A 15,817-nucleotide genomic window follows, 5' to 3' on the forward strand; every position below is an offset into this window, starting at 1 on the left:
CGTCTGGTGGACGCGATTGAATGCTTGGGCGATGCCCGGGTTATGGGGGAGTACATAGCAAGAACACGGCCAACGTTGTTTTTACTGTTATTTATCAATAACTTAGGTTGTTTAGACAAAGGTTGAAATTCAATCGTTGTAGCGAAATCGATACGGCATATGTCTAGGATGAAAGCCGAGGTGGATCAAAGCCTTGCACAGCCGTGACCGGAGAGGGGTGTAGCGATATCGTTCCGCTGTAGCGCTTTCAGTACAGATGGAGGTCGTTTTTAAACAGGTGAAGAAGTTTTCGAAGTGACAATCCGTTCCGTAGGAGCTGCCGCAGGCTGCGATCTTGTCGCAGGCACCATAAGATCAAAGTCAAAAGATCGCAGCCTGCGGCAGCTCCTACACGGGTTGGTGTACATAGCCCGCCATCTGTGGACTCAAGGCCTCAGGCCTTGTTGGGAATGCCGTACTTGCGCAACCGATGGGCAATCGCGGTGTGGGAGGTTTGCAGGCGGGTCGCCAGTTGCCGGGTCGAGGGATAGCTGATGTAGAGCTTTTCCAGCAGGGTTTTCTCGAACTCGTCCATGGCCTGTTCCAGGCTGTCGACGTCATTGTCGCTCTGGCGCGCTACCGAGGTGCCGGCGATGTCGAGGTCGCCAATGTCCACCAGGCTGCTTTCGCAAATCGCCGCGGCGCGGAAGATCACGTTCTGCAATTGCCGCACGTTGCCCGGCCAGCGGTTGCCCAGTAGCGCCGGGTAAGTGCCCGGCGCCAGGCGACAGATCGGGCGCTGGATCTGCGCGCAGGCCTGCTGCATGAAATAGCGGGCCAGCAGCAGGATGTCCTGGCCGCGCTCGCGCAGGGGTGGCACTTCAACGTTGAGGACGTTGAGGCGATAGAACAGGTCTTCGCGGAACAGGCCTTCGCTGACCATTTTTTCCAGGTCGCGGTGGGTCGCGCTGAGGATCCGTACGTTGACCTTGACCTCACGGTCACCGCCGACCCGGCGAAAACTGCCGTCGTTGAGGAAACGCAGCAATTTGGCCTGCAAGTACGGCGACATCTCGCCGATTTCATCGAGAAACACCGTGCCCTGGTTGGCCAGTTCCATCAGTCCTGGCTTACCGCCTCGCTGCGCGCCGGTGAAAGCGCCGGGGGCGTAGCCGAACAGTTCGCTTTCGGCGAGGTTCTCTGGCAATGCCGCGCAATTCAACGCCAGAAACGGTGAACTGTGCCGGGCGCTGATGGCGTGGCAGGCCCGGGCCACCAGTTCCTTGCCGGTGCCGGTTTCGCCCTGGATCAGCAGCGGTGCATCGAGGGCCGCCACCCGCTGGGCGCGCGCCTTGAGGGTGCGGATCACCGGGGACTCGCCGAGCAGTGCGTCGAAACCTTCGGCGTGGTCATGGTGCAGCGCGGAAAGGCGTTCGCCGATGCGGTTCGGTTGATACAGGGTCAGCAGGGCGCCGGCGTCGGTGATCGGTGTGGCGTCGAGCAATAAGGTCTGGCCGTTGACGGTGATTTCCCGCAGCGGCAGGCGAAAGCCGTGTTCGAGCAGGGCGTCGAGCAAGGCCGGGTCGGCAAACAGCTCGGCCACGCTTTCACCGTCCGGTTCGCGGCCGTACAGGGCGATCAGGGCCGGGTTGGCCAGCAGCACCTTGCCGTCGCTGTCCAGTGCCAGCACCGGGTCGGTCATGGCTGCGAGCAACGCGTCGAGCTGTAAGTGACGACGCTGGCCGGGCAGGATGTCGACCACCGTCACCGCTTGTACGCCACGCACGCTGAACAGGGCATCGCGCAGTTCCTCGAGCACTTGCGCGCTCAGGGTCGGGGCGTCGATATAAACATTGGGCGGGACCATTTCCACCGCATCCAGGTTCAGATTGCGCCCGCCGAGCAGGGCCAGGACTTCCTGGGTGATACCGACGCGGTCGATGAAGCTGACGTGGATACGCATGGGGCGGTCTTGGGTTCTGCAGTGCGGAGGGAGGCAAGTATGCCTTGGAGGAGGGGGGAGGTGAAATCGGCGATGGGGGATGGCTTGAAAAGATCGCAGCCTTCGGCAGCTCCTACGCTGAACGCATTCCCCTGTAGGAGCTGCCGAAGGCTGCGATCTTTTGATCTTCCAAACGTTATTCCAGGTGCTCGGGTTTGACCGGGTCGCCCGATTTCATGTTCAGCTGCACCCGCACGTCTTCGAACATGGCGTCGTAATGTTTGTGCACCGAACCGATGTTGCTATGGGTTTTCGGGACACCGTACTTCTCGGCAATCTTGGTGACGTTGCTGGCGAAGTTGTAGGCCATGTCCTTGGGCAGGAAGAACGACTCGCTCATGTCTTTGTTCTGAATGCTGCCGTGCATTTTGAACAGCATCCCTTTGCCTTCCTTGGGGTCCTGACTGACTTCATAGTCGAGGTAGATGTTGTAGCTGACGTCGTCCTTGTTCAGCGCGTGTCGCTCGATGTGCAGGTGACCCGGCTCGAACGTTGCCATTGTTGACTCTCCTTCAAAAGGTCTTGAATCAGGGCAGGCCTCAGGCCGGCCCCGCAGTTTTGTTTACTGATAGCTGATGCCCGCTGTCGCCGTACTGATGCGTGTGCCGGCCTTGCCCTGGACGATCGCTTCGATGTCCGCGAGCGAGCCGATCACCGCCACTTTTCCAGTATGGCGCGCGAATTCGCAGGCTGCCTGCACCTTCGGTCCCATGGAGCCGGCGGCGAAGCCGAGTTTTTCCATTTCGTCGGGGTGTGCCTGGGCAATGGCTTTCTGCGTGGGTTTGCCAAAATCGATGAAGGCGGCGTTGACGTCGGTGGCGATCACCAGCAGATCGGCTTCCAGCTGTTCGGCCAGCAGCGCCGAGCACAGGTCTTTGTCGATGACCGCTTCGACGCCTTCGAGTTTGCCGGGTGAGGTATACATGGTCGGAATGCCGCCGCCACCGGCGCAGATCACGATGCTGCTTTTTTCCAGCAGCCATTTGATCGGACGGATTTCGAAGATGCGCTTGGGTTTCGGGCTGGCGACCACGCGACGGTATTTGTCGCCGTCCGGGGCAATTGTCCAGCCTTTTTCGGCGGCGAGTTTTTCCGCATCGGCCTTGCTGTAGACCGGGCCGATGGGCTTGGTGGGGTTCTTGAAGGCCGGGTCATTGGCATCGACTTCGACCTGGGTCAGCAAGGTCGCAAAGGGCACTTCGAAGTCCAGCAGGTTGCCCAGTTCCTGTTCGATGATGTAGCCGATCATGCCTTCGGTTTCGGCACCGAGCACGTCCAGCGGGTAAGGGGTGACGGAGGTGTAGGCCGCCGCTTGCAATGACAGCAGGCCGACTTGCGGGCCATTGCCGTGGGCGATGACCAGTTGGTTGCCGGGATGGATCTTGGCGATCTGTTCGGTGGCGATCCGGATGTTGACGCGCTGGTTGTCAGCGGTCATCGGTTCGCCGCGGCGGAGCAGGGCATTACCGCCCAGAGCAACGACGATACGCATGGTGCTAGTCCTTCTAGAGTAGGAGCCTTCGACAGCTCCTACGGGTCAGTGAGCGATCAAGAGGACATGATCAGCCGTTAGAGATCCGCCAGCGTCGACACCAGAATCGCCTTGATGGTATGCATGCGGTTTTCCGCTTGCTCGAAGGCGATGCAGGCTGGCGACTCGAATACGTCATCGGTCACTTCGATGCCGTTCTTCAGGTGCGGGTACTGTTCGGCAATCTGCTTGCCGATCTTGGTATCACTGTTGTGGAACGCCGGCAGGCAGTGCATGAACTTGGTGCGTGGGTTGCCGGTGGCTTTCATCAGTTCGGCGTTGACCTGATACGGCAGCAGTTGCTGGATGCGCTCGGCCCAGGCTTCGACCGGCTCGCCCATCGACACCCACACATCGGTATGGATGAAGTCCACGCCCTTGACGGCGGCTTTCGGGTCTTCGGAGAGGGTGATGCGCGCGCCGCTTTCTTCTGCGTATTGCTTGCAGCGAGCCACCAGGTCGTCCGCCGGCCACAGGGCCTTCGGCGCGCAGATGCGCACGTCCATGCCGAGCTTGGCGCCGATCAGCAGCAGCGAGTTGCCCATGTTGTTACGCGCATCGCCGAGATAGGCGTAGCTGATCTCGTGGATCGGCTTGTCGGCGTGTTCGCGCATGGTCAGCACGTCGGCGATCATTTGCGTTGGGTGGTATTCGTCGGTCAGGCCGTTGAACACCGGCACACCGGCGAACTTGGCCAGTTCCTCAACGATTTCCTGCTTGAAGCCACGGTACTCGATGGCATCGTACATGCGCCCGAGCACACGGGCGGTGTCCTTCATGCTTTCCTTGTGGCCGATCTGCGAAGAGTTCGGGTCGATGTAGGTGACGTTGGCGCCCTGGTCATAGGCTGCAACTTCGAACGCACAGCGGGTGCGGGTCGAGGTCTTTTCGAAGATCAGCGCGATGTTGTTGCCCTTGAGATGCTGCTGTTCGGTGCCGGTGTACTTGGCACGCTTGAGGTCGCGGGACAGGTCGAGCAGGTAGCGCAATTCGCGAGGGGTGTGGTGTTCCAGGCTCAGCAGATTGCGGTTATGGATATTGAACGCCATTTTGGATCTCCTAAGGTGAACAGGTTAGTAGTCAATCGGGTCGCGGATGATCGGGCAGGTCATGCAATGGCCGCCGCCCCGTCCCCGGCCGAGTTCGCCGGCGCTGATGGTGATGACCTCCACACCGGCCTTGCGCAGCAGGGTGTTGGTGTAGGTGTTGCGGTCATAGCCGATGACCACGCCCGGTTCCACGGCCACTACGTTGTTGCCGTCGTCCCATTGCTCGCGTTCGGCGGCGAAGCTGTTGCCGCCGGTTTCCACCACGCGCAAAGCTTTGAGGTTCAGGGCCTGGGCCACGGTATCGAGGAAGTTGGTTTCTTCGCGACGGATGTCGATGCCACCGGCCTTGCTTTCATCGGGGCGCAGGGTGAAGGCGACAATCTGGTTCACCACTTCCGGGAAGATCGTGACGAGGTCGCGATCGCAGAAGCTGAACACGGTGTCCAGGTGCATCGCCGCGCGGGATTTCGGCAGGCCGGCGACGATCACTTTCTCGACGGCCTTGTTTTTGAACAGGTTCACCGCCAGTTGCGCAATGGCCTGGCGCGACGAGCGTTCGCCCATACCGATCAACACCACGCCGTTGCCGATCGGCATCACATCACCGCCCTCAAGGGTGGCGTTGCCATGGTCTTTGTCCGGGTCGCCGTACCAGATCTGGAAGTCGGCGTTGGTGAACGCGGGGTGGAATTTGTAGATGGCGGTGGTCAGCAGGGTTTCCTGACGGCGCGCCGGCCAGTACATCGGGTTGAGGGTGACGCCACCGTAGATCCAGCAGGTGGTATCGCGGGTGAACTGGGTGTTGGGCAGCGGCGGCAGGATGAAGCTGGAGTTGCCGAGGAAGTCGCGGAACATCTCGATGGCCTTGCCACCGAAACTGGTCGGCAGATCATCGCCCGATACGCCGCCGATCAGGAACTCGGCGATCTTGCGCGGCTCCAGGCTGCGCAGCCACGAGGCGGTTTCGTTGATCAGGCCCAGACCCACCGAGTTGGCGGTGATCTTGCGTTCCAGAATCCAGTCCAGGGCTTCGGGGATGGCGACGATGTCGGTCAGCAGGTTGTGCATTTCCAGCACATCGATGTTGCGTTCGCGCATCTTGGTGACGAAGTCGAAGTGGTCGCGCTTGGCCTGGGCCACCCACAGCACATCATCGAACAGCAGTTCATCGCAGTTGTTCGGGGTCAGCCGCTGATGGGCCAGGCCTGGGGAGCAAACCATGACTTTGCGCAGTTTGCCGGCTTCGGAATGGACGCCGTACTTAACTTTTTCCGTGGTCATTACAGTGATCCTCCAGATGACAAAACAAGGGAGTTACAGAGTCAGGAAGCCGTCATAGAGACCGTAGGCCGCCACCACGGCGCCGACGACCACCGCAGCGAAAACYAGCTTCTCGACGTTGGTGAAAACCGGTTTGTTGATTTCCAGCTTGGCCTTGGCGAACAGGATCACGCCGGGGGCGTAGAGCAGGGCGGACAGCAGCAGGTACTTGATGCCGCCGGCGTACAGCAGCCAGATCGCGTAGACCAGGGCCACGGCGCCGATGATGAGATCCTTCTGCCGTTCGCCCGCCGCGCCTTCGTAGCTTTCGCCACGCACCGCCAACAGCAACGCGTAGGCCGCCGACCACAGGTACGGCACCAGGATCATCGAGGTGGCGAGGTAGATCAGCGACAGGTAAGTGCTGGCGGAGAACAGCGTGATGATCAGGAAAATCTGCACCATGGCGTTGGTCAGCCACAGGGCGTTGACCGGTACATGGTTGGCGTTTTCCTTGCGCAAAAACGCCGGCATGGTGTGGTCCCTGGCGGCGGCGAACATGATCTCCGCGCACAGCAGCACCCACGACAGCAACGCCCCCAGCAACGAGATGATCAAACCGACGCTGATCAGCACCGCACCCCAGTGACCGACCACGTGTTCCAGCACGGCGGCCATTGAGGGGTTCTGCAGTTTGGCCAGTTCCGGCTGGGTCATGATCCCCAGCGACAGCACGTTGACCAGCACTAAAAACAGCAGCACGGTGACGAAGCCGATCACAGTGGCCTTACCCACATCGCTGCGCTTTTCCGCCCGGGCCGAAAAGATGCTCGCGCCTTCGATGCCGATGAACACCCACACGGTGACCAGCATCATTTTGCGTACCTGGTCCATCACGCTGCCCAGGTCCGGGTTCTTCAGGCCCCAGATGTCGGCGGTGAAGATGTCCAGTTTGAAGGCGAACAATGCAATCAACATGAACAGCAGCAGCGGCACGATCTTGGCGACGGTGGTCACCAGGTTGATGAACGCTGCTTCCTTTATTCCTCGCAGTACGAGGAAATGTACGGCCCAGAGCAGCACCGAGGCGCCGATCACGGCGGCAGGGGTATTCCCCTCCCCAAATAGCGGAAAGAAGTAGCCGAGCGTGCTGAACAGCAAGACGAAGTAGCCAACGTTGCCCAGCCAGGCACTGATCCAGTACCCCCAAGCGGACGAGAAGCCCATGTAGTCGCCGAAACCGGCCTTGGCGTAGGCGTAAACCCCGCCATCAAGGTCGGGTTTGCGGTTGGCCAGGGTCTGGAACACAAACGCCAGGGTGAGCATGCCGACGGCGGTGATCGCCCAACCAATCAGAATGGCGCCGACATCGGCACTGGCGGCCATGTTTTGTGGCAAGGAAAAGATCCCGCCACCAATCATCGAACCCACGACTAACGCAACCAGCGCGCCGAGTTTCAGTTTTCCGGGAGCTTCAGACATTGCATGACTCCAATGCAGGAGAAGAGAGGCAACAGACTAATTCCGTTGACTGCTCAATCAGCTGACTTAGATCACTAAATGAGAGCGTTCCCAGTTTGTTGGCGGAGTGCCATCATTTACAATGTTGCTGCCTGTAATGCCTGTTCTAGAGGCTTCTGCAGATTATTCAAGAACTTTTTAGCATTTGTTTCGAATTATGACGCTAGTTGGTTTTTCAAAATCTGCAAATTTTATTCATGCATTTTTTGTACTGAATTGATGTATTAAAAAGACGTATAAAACAAATGATTATATCGGTGTAAAAATAGCCATTTTGTGCAAGTAAAAAAGAAGCTTGTTGGCGTTATCCAATAAACGTTATTACTCTTCATCAGTTTAGTTGCCGCCCGTTATGTGACGACTTCGCGGCAGTTGCCGCCCCCAAAAATGGAGATGCAACGATGTCGCAATCACCGAACAAGCTTCGCCTGAGCGCGTTGATCGCGTTGGTGGTGGGTTCGATGATTGCTGGCATCGCTCTGGGTTATGCGGGGCTGGCGGCCTATGGCGTGTACAGCGGCTTGTTGAGTCTGTGAAGCTGTTGCTGGCGTACCAGCCACCCTATGACTGGCCGGCGCTGCTCGGGTTTTTGTCGGCGCGGGCGATTGTCGGGTTGGAAACGGTGGTCGACGGTGTGTATTCGCGCAGCATCGGTTTGAACGGTGCTTGCGGTATGTTCTCGATCCAGCCTGGCACCTTGGATGCCCTTGAGTTGACCCTGGATTTTCCTGATCCGGGCGCCGCCCCTGCAATCGTCGCAAGCGTGCGGCGGATGTTTGATCTGGACGCCGACCTGTCCACGATTCACCGGCACCTGGCAGTTGATCCGCTGCTGGCGCGGCTGATTGCCGAGCACCCCGGGCTGCGTGTGCCGGGGGCGTGGGATGGCCTGGAGTTGGCGATCCGCGCGGTACTGGGGCAGCAGATCACAGTGGTGGCGGCGATCAAATTGGCGGGGAAACTGGTGGCGCAGTACGGCACGCCATTCCATTCACAGTTGCCGGGGTTGACCCATGTGTTTCCCGAGGCCAGCGTTTTGGCAGGCGCAGATCTGGCCGCGCTGGGCATGCCGAAAAGCCGAGGCCGGACGTTGTCGGGGGTGGCCCAGGCATTACTCGATGATCCACGGTTGTTCGAGCCCGGTCGGGAGGGAGGCGTAGCGCGGTTATTGGCCTTGCACGGGATTGGCGACTGGACGGCGCAATACATTGCGTTGCGACAGTTGCGGGAGATGGATGGATTTCCCAATGGCGACGTGGGGTTGATCAATGCATTGGCGGCGCTGGAGGGTGGGCCGGTGACGGCGCGGCAGCTTTTGGCGCGAGCCGAAAGCTGGCGGCCTTATCGAGGGTATGCGGCGCAGGTGCTGTGGACTTCGTTGAGTCGGGCGGACTGAGCTGATCCGGATTCTGTGCTGAATGGTCTGGCGCCTTCGCTGGCAAGCCAGCTCCTACAGTAGATCGTATTCGTCCGTGCTCCGCGAATACCTGTAGGAGCTGCGTTGCGGCGATCCGACTTGCCAGCGAAGGCTATCTCACCGTCACCACCACTGCGCGCGATGGGAACCCAATTCAGTAGCAGGCAAGGCCCATTGCAAAGGCGTTCCCATGATCCTCAGCGGAGCGTGCAACCGATGCGCCGGTCCCCACGGTGTTTGCTCAACTTGTATCCCCTGATCGTTTTGATCTTCGCCACGCAACGGTTCACTCGGGCCGGCACCCTGTTCGATCAACAACTTCGCCGTACGCGCCAACGACAACCGGGCCGATCCCCCCATCCCGCTGCTCAAATGTCCTGCCAACAACCTGATCGCACTGGCCGCCATCAAATACCCGGTGGCGTGATCGAGGCCCTGCACCGGCAACGGTGTCGGCTTGTCCGCCTGTTTCCAGCGCATGCCCGCTTCGGCAATGCCGCTGCTCATCTGCACCAGGCTGTCGAAGCCCCGGCGGTTTTGCCAGGGGCCGCTCCAGCCATAGGCGTTGAGGCAAACATCGATCAGGCCTGGGTTCAGTTGCCGGCGCTCATTCATGCCCAGGCCAAGTCGCTCCAGTGCATCGGCGCGATAACCGTGGAGCAGAATGTCGGCATCCTTGAGCAGGCATTCGAATATGCCGCGGTCGGACCTGTCATTCAGATCAAGACGCGCGCAGCGTTTTCCCAACGTGACTTCCGGCACCACCCCCGGCTCGTTCCAGGTCGGCGGATCGATGCGCAAGACATCAGCGCCCAGGCCTGCCAGAAAGCGGCTGGCGATGGGGCCTGCCAGTACCCGGGTCAAGTCCAGCACCTTGATGCCCGACAGTGGCCGGGCCACTGAACCCGCCCACGGTTTGTCGCTCTGGCCAGGGTGGTTGGTGAAATGAATCAAGGGTTCGGCATTTACCGCCTGGCCTTGAGGATGGGTCTGCCATTGATCCCAGGTGCGCATTTCGGCGGCACAGCCACCGGCATCGACTACCGCCTGCTCCAGCTCGCTTTTCGCCCATTGCGCCACTTGGCAAGCCATCGCTGCACGGTCGGTACAGGCACCGAGCACGCTTTCGGCGGCGGCGCGGTGGTGGGGCGCGTTGGTGTGCAGGCGAATCCAGCCATCGCGGGTGGCGTAGTCACCGGCCACCGCATCCCACAGCGGCGGAACGCTCCAGCCGATCGGGCGAATCGAGGTTGAGAACCAGAAGGATGCCAAACGCCGGTCAACTTCAAGATCGGGCAGGCGTCCGGTTTGTTGGTGCAGCAGTTCACTGACGGCCTGGCCGGCGGTGGCCATGCTGGCGCAGGCCAGATCCGTGACGGCAAACGCCGAGGGCAGGGCGCCGCTGGACGTGAATGGAATCGGGGTGTGAGGCAAACCGAGTGCGGCTTGAATGGACGTCAGCAGATCAGTCATCGAAGGGCCCTCCGGAACGAGAGCCCGATCTTAGTTGAAAAAATCCAGATCAGATGAAATCCCTGTGGCGATTGTTTAAGCGCGGAACTGATCCATCAACTTCATCTGCTGGGTGGTCAGGGCGTTGAGCTGGCTGCTGATCTGTGCCGATTCGGTGGCCTGGCCGGTCAGGGTTTCGGTGACGGTGCGGATCGCCGAGACGTTGCGGTTGACCTCTTCGGCCACGGCGCTTTGCTGCTCGGCGGCGCTGGCGATTTGCAGGTTCATGTCGCTGATCACGGTGACCGCGTCACTGATCTTGCTCAAGGCCTGGACCGCCTGCTGAATCTGCCCGGCGTTGTTGTGGGCCTGGGTCTGGCTTGAATGCATGGTCGCGACCACGCCGCGGGTGCCGGACTGGATGCATTCGATCACCAGGCGAATTTCTTCCACCGAATCCTGGGTGCGCTTGGCCAGGTTACGCACTTCATCGGCGACCACCGCAAAGCCGCGACCGCTCTCGCCGGCACGGGCGGCTTCAATCGCCGCGTTGAGGGCCAGCAGGTTGGTTTGTTCGGCGATGCTGCGAATCACCTCTAGCACCGAGCCGATCTGCTCGCTGTTGACCGCGAGGGCTTCGACTTCGGTCACGGCCTTGCTGACTTCGTTGGCCAGTTGATTGATGTCGCGGGTGCTGCGCTCGATGATCGACATGCCGTCGCGGGCCGACTGGTCGGCACCCTTGGCGGCGTTGGCCGCGTTCGAGGCGCTGTTGGCGACATCGTGGGCGGTGGCGCTCATCTCGTTGGACGCGGTGGCGACCTGGTCGATTTCGCGGAATTGCACCTGCATGCCTTCGCTGGTCTGGCGGGCGATTTCTGAAGACTGGTCGGCGGTGCCACGGGCATCGGTGATGCTTTGCTTGATCTGCGCGATGGTCGGTTGCAGCTTGTCGAGGAAGCGGTTGAACCAGCTCACCAGTTCGCCCAGTTCGTCGTGCTTGCTGTAGTGCAGGCGCTGGGTCAGGTCGCCGTCGCCACTGGCAATCGCCTTGAGCATTTGTGCCACGCTATTGATCGGCCGGGTCACGCCCGACGCGGTGAGCCACATCAGCAACAGCCCGAGCAGGCCGGCGATCACCGCCACCGATAGTGCCTTGATCGTGCCGCTTTGCTGGGCATCGTCGAGCACGGCCTGCAGCTTCACCGAATCGGCCAGCAGCACTTGCCTGGGCAGGTCGATAACCACGGCCCAGGCCTTGGCATCGGCAATCGGGCTGACCGGGTATACCGCGCGGATCAGGTCGCCTTGCTGGAGAATCTTCGGTGCACCGCTGCCGAGCAATTGCAGGATGTCCTTGCCATCCGCGCCCAGGGTGTCGCCGATGTTCTTGCCGACTTTACCGGCATCGACACTGTAGGCAGCCAGCACGCCAGTGCCGGAAACGATCAGCATGTGTCCGGCGCTGTTGAACAGGACGCGCTGGGAATCGACCGCCGCCGCTTGCAGGGCATCGAGGGCGATGTCGATACCGACCACGCCGATGGACTTGCCATCCACCAGCAGCGGTACGGAGATGGTGGTCATCAACACTTCCTTGCCGCCGACAGTATCGGCGTAGGGGTCGAGCAGGCAGGTGCGCTGGCTGTCCCGCGGGCAGGTGTACCAGACGTTGTACGGCGTGCTGCTGAGGTTCAGGGTGGTCTTGGTCATGTCCTCTTCGACCATGATGGTGTTCAGCGACTCACCACCGGCACGGCTCCAGTAGGTGGCGAAACGGCCGATCTCGTTAGATTGGCGGGCGGCGTCGTTGGCGAACTCGCTGTCCTTGCCGTCCAGGCCGTTGGGTTCGAACGCCAGCCAGATGCCCAGCACTTTGCCGTTGCGCTCAAAGGCGGTTTTCAGGCTCTGGTTCAACTCTTCACGCAGGGCGCCGGGCGCAAGCTCGCGCTTGGCGGCCAGGGTGCGCATGTCCTTGATCTGGTCCGCGAGGGCGGTCACCACCGTCAGGGTTTCACCGAATGTCTTCTGCACCCGCACCGCTTGCTCGGCGGCTTTGGCCTGAAGCAGGTCCTGCACACTGGCGGTAAGCATTCTGCTGCTGGAATCGTTGACCAGGTCATCGTTCTGATTGGTCTGGTAAATGTTCATGCCCACTATCAAGGCGACTACACCCAGCAGGCACAGACCGGACAGCAGGACGATTTTCAGGCGAATGGACAGTGAGTCGAACATGAGGCGAACTCGCGAATGGATGAAGTGTTGGCTGTGGGCCGTTGCGGCTCACTCGCTAAATCCATTTAGCGCCGATCAATGCACATCGGCGTGGCGCTGAGGTTACATGAGGGGCAACTCGACGAACGGTAGTGGTTGAACGTTTGCGCAGAAAAATGTGCCGAAAATGAGGGTAAAAAGAGGAAAAATCACGGATGGACGGTGATCAATCTGGCATCGACGTCCAGGGTGCTTTTTGCGCTTTAAATGAAATTCACGAAATACATATGTACCGCTTCTCATTAAGGGCAGGCCGCTTAAATGCAGATGCCACCTCGGTGGAACGCTTGCGGAAGTTTTGGCTTCTGGCAACTGACAATAAATAATGAGAAAGCCATCATGTGTATTGCTTACATTAAAAGGGCCGGGTTGCGCTCGGTGTTGTTGTTTTGGGGGATGTTATTGGCGGCAGGTGCGGCACCTGCGATGTCTTTTCTGAGCTCGGCAGCTGTTTCGGGTATCGCCTCTCAAATACCCTCTGCGGCCACGGTACTGCCGGACAAACTGAACACCCTCGAGGAAAGTCTGGCTGACGAAACGGATGTGAAGCAATACAGCTTCATGGCAGTGCGGGGACAGGACGTGTTGATCCACGCGGGTGTAACGAAAGGCGGGCCATTGACGCTGGAATACAATCGCAATGGCAGCTGGATGGTTATCCCTTGGGGGGCATCCTTTACGGTGTCTGGCCTGGAGCCGAATCAGGTAGTTCAGGTACGCATTTCAAAGATGCCGTCTGCCCCGTTCGTGGCGGGTGATATCTACGACCTTGAGTTTGGTTCAGCACCTTACTACGCCGACAGTCGTGTCCAGGGCGATACCGGTGATCTGCGGCACTACTGGGCGACTACGCAAGCCTACCGAGTCTTGAATTGGTCGGTCCGATTGAGGGATTCGACCGGGCAACCGCTCGAAGGTGCTACCGCTACCTTGATATTGAACAAGGGGGCGGGGGCGGATGATGAAAGGTTCGACCTTATAACGGACAGCACTGGTAGCGCTGCGCAAGCCCTTGAGTTGGGCAGGTGTTATGGCCAGTTGAAGTCTGATCCTTTCTGGACCAGCAGTGGCAAGTATCGCTATAAGTGGGAAGTTGAATACAACCTGGGGTATTGGTTGATCCAGGTTCAACGCAAAGAGGATTCGGGGGTGGGAGGTTACAACGTGCGGAACGTTTCATTTGCTCAGATATGCTATCAAAATATGTTGCGTAACTAGGCCTGTTATATTCCCGGCAACGCGGTAGTGCACACCCGCGTTACCGGGTTTTATCAAACGATCAGGCTTCGATGTGTAGCCCCTGCCTTTTTTCAAACGGATACTTTTCAGCGTTTTTATGCAATTGATCCAGCCAGGAGTTTGAATTTCTCAGGTCCAGCGCGCCTTCGTTCAGCAATAATCCATAGTCAATCATCTTATGGAAGTTTCGCAGGTCAAGATTCACCTTGCCTTCGAACTGTGGTTTATCCATCTGGACCAGTTCGATCACGAACTTGGCATGCTTGAGTGTCAGGGTTTGCAAACCTTTGGTCTCGTTCAACAGGGTATTCAATATCTCCTCATCCCTGGCAGTCAGTGTGTCGGGGGGCGAAGTGACTTTCAACTGACCGTCTTCGGCCACGGTGAAGCCCATTACGTTATTGGCCAAGCCAGACCATTTGCTTTGCAGGTCTTTTTTGAAGTCGGAGTAAACCCCTTCCATTTTTTTGAGCGTCAAATTTGCGTAGAATTCATGATGCCTAATCATTGAATGTCTGTAGCTTTTTATCCGAGGGGGTAGGTCAGTGAACTCGTTATGTGGTTCGAGCGCATTCAAAAACTCATCCACCTCATTCAGTTTTTCGCTGCTGAGATTTCTAGCTTCACTTTGAGGAGCTCGGAGTTTCTCGATGGTCAACCTTAACCTGTCATTCATTACCGGAATGTCGACTTTCTCAGGCTGGGCTTTTTCCGTGTTCGCCTTCACTGTTTGCGGATACGGAACTTGAAAAGATGCAGCGGCACTTACATTCATGTCAGCTTCTCGTTGTGGGGGTTCATGGTGCTTAACGGCCAAACCCGGTCATGGATGACCTGATAAGCGCGTAGGAGAAATCCGAACAGGAAGTAGGTACTTTCAAGTGTGCCGTTGCCGGCTGATACAGGGCGTTTTGAAGAGGTTTCAGGTGACTTGCGGCAGTGGTTCCGGTCGCGACCAGATCCACAGGTTGCCCAGCCCCATCCCGGCAATCGCCAGGTAAATCGGCCAGCCGTGCTCGAGCATCACCAACATCAGACCGGCACATAACAACATGCTGACCGTGGCGCTGATTTTTGCCCGGCGCGCGATGATCTTGCCGTTGCGCCAGTTATGGAGGATGGGGCCGAACAGCCGATGGTTTTCCAGCCAGGCACTCAGGCGCGGTGAACTGCGGGTCGCGGCCCAGGCGGCCAGCAGGATGAACTCGGTGGTTGGCAGGCCGGGTATGACGATGGCGATCAGGCCGATGCCCAGGCTGACATAGGCGAGCAGGCCGAAGAGGAGGCGGGAGAGTTTTGAAGAGGTGGGCATGGGCTCAAGGCAACACGTGAGGCGAATCGAAATCCTGAAGACTTGCTTCGTCCAATGTGGGAGCGAGCCTGCTCGCTCCCACAGGGGCGCTGGTGTGTCAGGCGACTTCCAGTGCGCTGGCGTAAGCCTGCTCCAGCAACACGGTAAAACGGTTGAACGCGTCGATGGCGCCTTTTTCCACTTCGGCCTCTTCCTGGGCGCTGAATGCCAGGCCGTCCAGGGTTTTGACGAAGCTCTTCCAGCCTTCGGCGCGACCACCTGCCGGTTCGCCGAGGTGGCGGGCGCCGAAGGTTTCGCTCAGGCCAAGGCCTACGGCACGCTTGATCAGGAACGCCGCGCCGAGCTTTGAACCTTCGGAGACGAAGATCCAGCCCAGGGCTTCGGTCTTGGTCGGGTTCTTCAGGGCACCGGCGACAGGTGCCGGCACGTCGGTGTCCAGGTCCGCCAGGTCGGCTTTGGCCGCATCGGCGCGGCAGCGGGCTGGCAGGTCCGGGACGATGGCGGTCAGTTCGGCATCGTTGTACAGCGACGCCAGTTCCGACTGGAACAGGTACTGCGCTACCACGAAGCGGGCGAAACTGGCCTGGGTTTCAAACGGGGCGTGGGCCTTGACCAGGGCATCGAGCTTGGTGTGTGGCTCGTTGGTGATCTGGTTCAAACGCTGCGAACGCAGGTTGGGGCGTTGTTCGGTGGCCTGGGTAGTCATGGCAATTCCTTGGAGAAAGAAGAGGCGCTTGGTAACGAGACGAACAGGAAAGCGCCTGACAGTAAAAAATCCTCG

14 protein-coding genes and 1 pseudogene are annotated in these 15,817 nt (G+C 59.2%); 3 read left to right on the plus strand and 12 right to left on the minus strand.

The genetic code is table 11. From position 1 onward, the window contains the following. Positions 1-433: 433 nt before the first annotated feature. The 6 genes from AC1DWG_RS10055 to arcD all read right to left on the minus strand — a co-directional run bounded on the left by AC1DWG_RS10055 (position 434) and on the right by arcD (position 7,303). Complete coding sequence (locus AC1DWG_RS10055) at positions 434-1,942, minus strand: sigma-54-dependent transcriptional regulator (RefSeq protein WP_477762788.1); 1,509 nt, start codon at positions 1,940-1,942, stop codon at positions 434-436. A 175-nt stretch (positions 1,943-2,117) separates the two neighbouring features. Continuing rightward, positions 2,118-2,480, minus strand: coding sequence for a DUF5064 family protein (locus tag AC1DWG_RS10060; protein ID WP_477752518.1), 363 nt, complete (start codon positions 2,478-2,480; stop codon positions 2,118-2,120). A gap of 63 nt (positions 2,481-2,543) precedes the next feature. After that, the gene (arcC, locus tag AC1DWG_RS10065) at positions 2,544-3,473 is read right to left on the minus strand and encodes a carbamate kinase (RefSeq protein ID WP_477787713.1); all 930 of its coding nucleotides are present in this window, start codon (positions 3,471-3,473) and stop codon (positions 2,544-2,546) included. A gap of 77 nt (positions 3,474-3,550) precedes the next feature. Continuing rightward, entirely contained in the window at positions 3,551-4,561 is a 1,011-nt protein-coding gene (locus AC1DWG_RS10070) for an ornithine carbamoyltransferase (RefSeq protein ID WP_477762790.1), read from the minus strand. Positions 4,562-4,585: 24 nt separating this feature from the next. Then, positions 4,586-5,842, minus strand: coding sequence for an arginine deiminase (gene arcA, locus AC1DWG_RS10075; RefSeq protein ID WP_477752516.1), 1,257 nt, complete (start codon positions 5,840-5,842; stop codon positions 4,586-4,588). Between the two features lie 33 nt (positions 5,843-5,875). Further along, the gene (gene arcD, locus AC1DWG_RS10080; protein ID WP_477752515.1) at positions 5,876-7,303 is read right to left on the minus strand and encodes an arginine-ornithine antiporter; all 1,428 of its coding nucleotides are present in this window, start codon (positions 7,301-7,303) and stop codon (positions 5,876-5,878) included. Between the two features lie 440 nt (positions 7,304-7,743). Between arcD and AC1DWG_RS10085 the strand changes: the two genes are divergently transcribed. Together AC1DWG_RS10085 and AC1DWG_RS10090 are read left to right on the plus strand one after the other, a co-directional pair. Further along, a complete protein-coding gene (locus AC1DWG_RS10085) occupies positions 7,744-7,878 on the plus strand; it encodes a hypothetical protein (RefSeq protein WP_477752567.1) in 135 nt (44 codons plus the stop codon). Further along, positions 7,875-8,738, plus strand: a complete 864-nt coding sequence (locus tag AC1DWG_RS10090; protein ID WP_477787714.1) for a DNA-3-methyladenine glycosylase family protein — start codon at positions 7,875-7,877, stop codon at positions 8,736-8,738. The genes AC1DWG_RS10085 and AC1DWG_RS10090 overlap by 4 nt, the downstream gene beginning before the upstream one ends. A 144-nt stretch (positions 8,739-8,882) precedes the next feature. On the opposite strand, the gene AC1DWG_RS10095 is transcribed toward AC1DWG_RS10090, so the two are convergent. From AC1DWG_RS10095 to AC1DWG_RS10105, 3 genes and pseudogenes are all read right to left on the minus strand, one after another. Beyond that, complete coding sequence (locus tag AC1DWG_RS10095) at positions 8,883-10,232, minus strand: CoA transferase (RefSeq protein WP_477787715.1); 1,350 nt, start codon at positions 10,230-10,232, stop codon at positions 8,883-8,885. A gap of 75 nt (positions 10,233-10,307) precedes the next feature. Then, on the minus strand, positions 10,308-11,063 hold the full coding sequence (locus AC1DWG_RS10100; RefSeq protein ID WP_477787802.1) for a methyl-accepting chemotaxis protein: 756 nt from the start codon (positions 11,061-11,063) through the stop codon (positions 10,308-10,310). Positions 11,064-11,165: 102 nt separating this feature from the next. Then, positions 11,166-12,446, minus strand: a pseudogene (locus AC1DWG_RS10105) (methyl-accepting chemotaxis protein); the annotation flags it as partial. A 300-nt stretch (positions 12,447-12,746) separates the two neighbouring features. On the opposite strand from AC1DWG_RS10105, the gene AC1DWG_RS10110 reads away from it, so the two are divergent. After that, positions 12,747-13,703, plus strand: coding sequence for a hypothetical protein (locus tag AC1DWG_RS10110; protein WP_477787716.1), 957 nt, complete (start codon positions 12,747-12,749; stop codon positions 13,701-13,703). A 61-nt stretch (positions 13,704-13,764) separates the two neighbouring features. Here the strand turns inward: AC1DWG_RS10110 and AC1DWG_RS10115 are convergent, their stop codons facing one another. The 3 genes from AC1DWG_RS10115 to AC1DWG_RS10125 form a co-directional block, all read right to left on the minus strand. Beyond that, a complete protein-coding gene (locus AC1DWG_RS10115) occupies positions 13,765-14,499 on the minus strand; it encodes a hypothetical protein (RefSeq protein WP_477787717.1) in 735 nt (244 codons plus the stop codon). 147 nt (positions 14,500-14,646) lie between these two features. Further along, complete coding sequence (locus AC1DWG_RS10120) at positions 14,647-15,036, minus strand: YbaN family protein (protein WP_477787718.1); 390 nt, start codon at positions 15,034-15,036, stop codon at positions 14,647-14,649. A gap of 97 nt (positions 15,037-15,133) precedes the next feature. Beyond that, the gene (locus tag AC1DWG_RS10125; protein WP_477787719.1) at positions 15,134-15,742 is read right to left on the minus strand and encodes a biliverdin-producing heme oxygenase; all 609 of its coding nucleotides are present in this window, start codon (positions 15,740-15,742) and stop codon (positions 15,134-15,136) included. Positions 15,743-15,817: the final 75 nt, after the last annotated feature.

The organism is Pseudomonas sp. P4_B3 (genome assembly GCF_056402295.1).